The organism is Micromonospora sp. NPDC003776 (assembly GCF_053605645.1).
This window is the reverse complement of the sequence record NZ_JBSGJR010000507.1, coordinates 1-5,178: the sequence shown is the minus strand read 5'-3', so window position 1 is coordinate 5,178 and position 5,178 is coordinate 1. Positions and strand designations below refer to the sequence as shown.

Annotated in this window: 5 protein-coding genes; all 5 read left to right on the top strand. The window is 70.0% G+C overall.

All coding sequences use genetic code 11. The features are described 5' to 3' along the window. Nucleotides 1-345: substrate-binding domain-containing protein (locus ACWEVO_RS29475; protein ID WP_452310743.1), on the top strand; the 345-nt coding region annotated here is incomplete at its 5' end. A gap of 39 nt (nt 346-384) precedes the next feature. Further along, a complete protein-coding gene (locus tag ACWEVO_RS29470) occupies nt 385-1,980 on the top strand; it encodes an FAD-dependent oxidoreductase (protein ID WP_452310742.1) in 1,596 nt (531 codons plus the stop codon). Nucleotides 1,981-2,002: 22 nt separating this feature from the next. Beyond that, on the top strand, nt 2,003-3,283 hold the full coding sequence (locus tag ACWEVO_RS29465) for an ABC transporter substrate-binding protein (protein ID WP_452310741.1): 1,281 nt from the start codon (nt 2,003-2,005) through the stop codon (nt 3,281-3,283). Between the two features lie 11 nt (nt 3,284-3,294). Continuing rightward, entirely contained in the window at nt 3,295-4,242 is a 948-nt protein-coding gene (locus ACWEVO_RS29460; RefSeq protein ID WP_452310740.1) for a carbohydrate ABC transporter permease, read from the top strand. Beyond that, on the top strand, nt 4,232-5,074 hold the full coding sequence (locus ACWEVO_RS29455) for a carbohydrate ABC transporter permease (RefSeq protein ID WP_452310739.1): 843 nt from the start codon (nt 4,232-4,234) through the stop codon (nt 5,072-5,074). Before ACWEVO_RS29460 ends, ACWEVO_RS29455 begins: the two co-directional genes overlap by 11 nt. Nucleotides 5,075-5,178: the final 104 nt, after the last annotated feature.

Below are 5,178 nucleotides of genomic sequence, written 5' to 3'. Positions count from 1 at the left end.
GCCGACGCGGCCCTCGACGACCTGCTGACCGACGGCAGCACGGTCGCGTTCGTGGAGGACTTCGCCACGGCGGTCGCGCTGGAATCGGCCGCCCGCCGGCGCGGGCTGGCCGTGCCCGGCGACCTGTCGATCCTGACCCTCGGCGACCCGACCGCCCCGGTCCCCACCGACATCGCGTTCACCGGGTTCCGCATCCCCCGGGAGGAGATGGGCCGGCAGGCCGTCGAGGTGCTGACCGGTGTCATCGACGGCAGCGCCGCCGGCCTCCAGCAGCGACTCCTCCCCTGCGAACTCGTCGAGGGCGACACCCTCGGCACCCCTGATCCGGCGGTCGACCGGCACTGAGCGGCCGGCCGCGCAACTGGAAGGAAGCAAGTGGTACTTATGCGTGCGGACGTCCTCGTCGTCGGGGGCGGACTGGGCGGCGTCGCCGCGGCGCTCGCCGCGGCCCGGGCCGGCCGGTCCGTCATCCTGACCGAGGAGTTCGACTGGCTCGGCGGGCAGCTCACCAGCCAGGCCGTCCCGCCGGACGAGCACTCCTGGATCGAACAGTTCGGCGCCACCGCCAGCTACCGGGCCCTGCGCAACGGCATCCGCGACTACTACCGCCGCCACTACCCGCTGACCGCGCGCTCCCGGGCCTGGACGGACCTCAACCCGGGCGCCGGCTGGGTGAGCCGGATCTGCCACGAACCGCGGGTGGCCGTCGCCGTGCTTGAGGAGATGCTGGCGCCGTACCGGGGATCGGGGCGGCTGCGGGTGCTGCAGCCGTACCGGCCGGTGGCCGCGGAGACCGACGGGGACCGGGTCACCGGGGTCACCCTGGCGCACCGCGACCGGGACGAGCGGATCGACGTGGTCGCGCCGTACGTGCTGGACGCCACCGAGACCGGTGAGCTGCTGCCGCTGACCGGCACCGAGTACGTCACCGGGTTCGAGTCGCAGGCCGAGACGGGCGAGCCGAGCGCGCCGGCCGGGGCGCAGCCGATGAACATGCAGGCGGTGTCGGTCTGCTTCGCCCTCGACCACGTCGACGGCGACCACACCATCGACCGCCCGGCCGGGTACGACTTCTGGCGCGACTACAAGCCCGACTTCTGGGGTGACCGGCTGCTGTCCTGGAAGTCGCCGCACCCGCGCACCCTGGAGATCGTCGAGCGCAGCTTCACCCCCAACCCGGACGACGACCCGCTGAGCGTCAACGCCGATCAGCGCGTGAACCCGGGTGACGGGAACCTGTGGACGTTCCGGCGGATCGCCGCCCGGCGCAACTTCGTCGACGGCACGTACGGCAGCGACATCACGCTGGTCAACTGGCCGATGATCGACTACTTCGAGGGCCCGGTCATCGACGTGCCGAACGCGTCGTGGCACCTGGCCAAGGCCCGCGAGCTGTCGTACTCGGTGCTGTACTGGCTGCAGACGGAGGCGCCCCGGCCCGACGGCGGCACCGGCTTCCCCGGGCTGCGGCTGCGCGGCGACGTGACCGGCAGCCGCGACGGCCTGGCGCAGGCGCCCTACATCCGGGAATCACGCCGTATCCGGGCCGAGTACACGGTGGTGGAGCAGGACCTCTCCCTCGCGGTGCGGGGCGAGCACGGCGCGGTGCACTACGCCGACTCGATCGGCGTGGGGATGTACCGCATCGACCTGCACCCGTCCACCGGCGGCGACAACTACATCGACGTCGGCTCCTGCCCATTCGAGATCCCGCTCGGCGCGCTGATCCCGCAGCGGATGGAGAACCTGCTGCCGGCCGGCAAGAACATCGGCACCACGCACATCACCAACGGCAGCTACCGGCTGCACCCCGTCGAATGGAATGTCGGCGAGGTCGCCGGCCTGCTGGCCGACTTCTGCCTGACGCGGGGCGAGTCCCCGCGTGCGGTCCGCGGCACCCCCAGCCTGCTGGCCGAATTCACGGACCGCATCTCGGCCGCCGGCGTGGAACGCCGCTGGCCGCAAATCGCGGGCTACTGAAACCCCCGGTGAGGAGAAGATTGTGAGATTAGGGAAGTCGCTGCGTCTGGTCGCCGCGGCACTGGCCGGCGCCCTCGCGCTGTCCGCCTGCGGTGGCGGCGAGGCGGAGGACAAGGGCCCGGCCCGGCTGCGGGTGACCGTCTGGTCGGCCAACGAGGCGCACCTGAAGCTGTTCAACGAGATCGCCGACGAGTACCGCAAGACCCACCCGGACGTCGCGGAGATCAAGTTCGACCCGCTGCCGTTCGAGAACTACACCACCACGCTGACCACCCAGATCGCCGGCGGGAACGCCCCCGACCTCGCCTGGGTGTTCGAGAACTCGGCCCCCGACTTCGTCGCCTCCGGCGCGCTGCTGCCGCTGGACGACACCCTCAAGAAGGCCGAGGGCTACCAGTACGAGGACCTCTCCCCCGCCACCCTCAAGCTCTGGCAGACCGGCGGGAAGCTGTACGCCTACCCCTTCTCCACCTCGCCGTTCGGGGTCTTCGTCAACACCGACATGGTGAAGAAGGCCGGGCAGAAGACGCCGGCCGAGCTGATCGCGGCCGGGCAGTGGACGTGGGACAACGCGCTGGCCGTCGCCGGGGCGACGGCCGCGAAGTCCGGCAAGGCCGGACTTGTGATCCGGGACTTCGACTACAAGGGTTGGGACAACCTGTCCACCTTCTGGACCGGGTGGGGCGCCCAGGCGTGGAGCGAGGACGGCAAGACCTGCGGCTTCAACAGCCCGGAGATGGTCGAGGCGATGACCACCCTGCACAAGGGCATCTTCACCCAGAAGGCGCTGCCGGGGCCGGGTACCACCGCCGACTTCTTCGCCGGTGACGCGGCCATGACGGTCACCCAGATCTCGCGTGCCTCGCTGCTGAAGGACGACGGCTTCGGCTGGGACCTGGTCCCGCTGCCGGCGGGCCCGAAGGGGCCGTACGCGGTGGTCGGCCAGGCCGGCATCGGGGTGATGAAGAAGAGCCCGCACGCCCAGCAGGCGGCCGACTTCCTGGCCTTCCTCACCAATCCCACCAACTCGGCCAAGCTCGCCCAGTTCTTCCCGCCGCCGCGGCAGTCGCAGCTGACCGCTGAGACCCTGGCGAAGACGAACCCGAAGCTCAAGCCCGAGCAGTTGCAGAAGGTGGTCATCGACGGCATCACCAGCGGCGTGGTGAAGCCCAGCCACGCCGGGCAGGCCGAGCTGAGCCAGCAGGTCCGTGCCGGCCTGGACCCGCTGTGGCAGCCGAACGCGGACGTCAAGGCCGTCCTGGACGGCGTCTGCGCCAAGATCCAGCCGCTGCTGGCGAAGTAGGGCCGACGATCATGACCCAGACGGACACCAGGGTGGGCCCGGCGGTTGCCGGGCCCGCCCCGGGCCGGGCCCGGCCGTTCTGGACCACCCGCCGCCGGGACCAGCTCACCGGTTACCTGTTCATCGCCCCGCAACTGCTCGGCAGCGTCGTGTTCGTGATCGTGCCGCTGGTCCTCGTGGTCTGGTACAGCTTGCACGAGTGGAACGTGCTCGCCGGCACCTTCGAGTTCGTCGGCGGCGACAACTACGCGGCGCTCGCCGACGATCCCAATCTCGGTGCGGTGCTGCGGGCCACCGGGCTGTTCTCCGTCGGCCTGGTCGTGCTCAACCTCGGCCTGGCGTTGCTGCTGGCGGTGCTGCTCAACCAGAAGCTGCGGGGCACCATCGTGTTCCGCACCCTGTTCTTCTCCCCCGTGGTGGTCTCCCTGGTGGCGTGGACCATCGTGTGGGGGTTCCTGCTGCAGAAGAACGGCGGGATCAACGGCCTGCTCGACCTGATCGGCGTGGACGGGCCGAACTGGCTGCGCAGCGAGGGCACCGCGATGCTGTCGGTCATCGTCGTGCAGGTGTTCAAGAACGTCGGCCTGAACATGGTGCTGTTCCTGGCCGCCCTGCAGGGCGTGCCGGCGGAGTTGTACGAGGCCGCCGAGGTCGACGGGGCGAGCCGGCTGCGCCAGTTCTGGCGGATCACCGTACCGCTGATCAGCCCGACGATCCTGCTCACGTCCATCATCACGGTGGTCGGGTCGTTGCAGGTCTTCGCGCAGATCGCGGTGCTGACCCAGGGCGGGCCGGGCACCTCGACCACGGTGCTCGTCTACTACCTCTACCAGCAGGCCTTCCAGTTCCATCACTTCGGCTACGGCGCGACCCTGTCGATCCTGCTGTTCGTGATCGTGCTCGCGCTCACCGTGCTGCAGTGGCAGATGCGCAAGAGGTGGGTCTTCCATGAGTCGTGACCTGTCGCGGCGGACCAAGCTGCTGCTCTACGGGGTGCTGCTGGTCCTGGCCATCCCGTTCGTCTTCCCGACCTGGTGGATGGTCACCTCGTCGCTGAAGCCGGTGGCGGACGTCTTCTCCTTCCCGCCGCAGCTGCTGCCGACGAATCCCCGGCTGGACGCCTACCGGCGGGTGTTCGAGCTGCAGCCGTTCGGGCAGCAGTACCTCAACAGCCTCTACATCGCGGTGCTGGTCACCGTCGGCACCTTGGCCGTGTCGGCGCTGGCCGGGTACGCGTTCGCGCGGATCCGGTTCCGCGGCCAGAACCTGCTGTTCCTGGTCGTCCTCGCGGGCCTGCTGATCCCCAGCGAGGTGACGATCGTGCCGCTGTTCCAGATGTTCTTCAAGCTGGGGCTGGTCAACACCCACTGGCCGCTGATCCTGGTGCCGATCTTCGGCGCGCCGAGTGTGCTGGCGACGTTCATCATGCGGCAGTTCTTCATCAGCTTGCCCGGCGAGTTGGAGGAGGCGGCCCGGGTCGACGGGCTGGGTCGCTTCGCCACCTTCTGGCGGATCGCGCTGCCGCTGTCGCGGCCCGCGCTGGGCGCGGTGGCCATCTTCACCTTCCTGCACAGCTGGAACCTCTACCTGGAACCGATCGTGTTCCTCTCCTCGCCGGAGAAGTTCACCCTGCCGCAGGCGCTCACCCAGTTCGTCGACGCCTACGGCGGCCCGATGTGGGACGTCCAGCTGGCCGCGGCGTCGATGACCGCCCTGCCGGTCCTGGTGGTGTTCGTCATCGCGCAGAAGCAGTTCGTCGAGGGCCTCGCGCACACCGGCCTGAAGGGATGACGGCACCGACGGTCGGGGTCGACATCGGCGGCACCAAAACGGCCGCCGCCCTGGTCGGCCCCGGCGGAGAGGTGCTGGCGCGCCGCGAGGCGGCCACCCCCGCC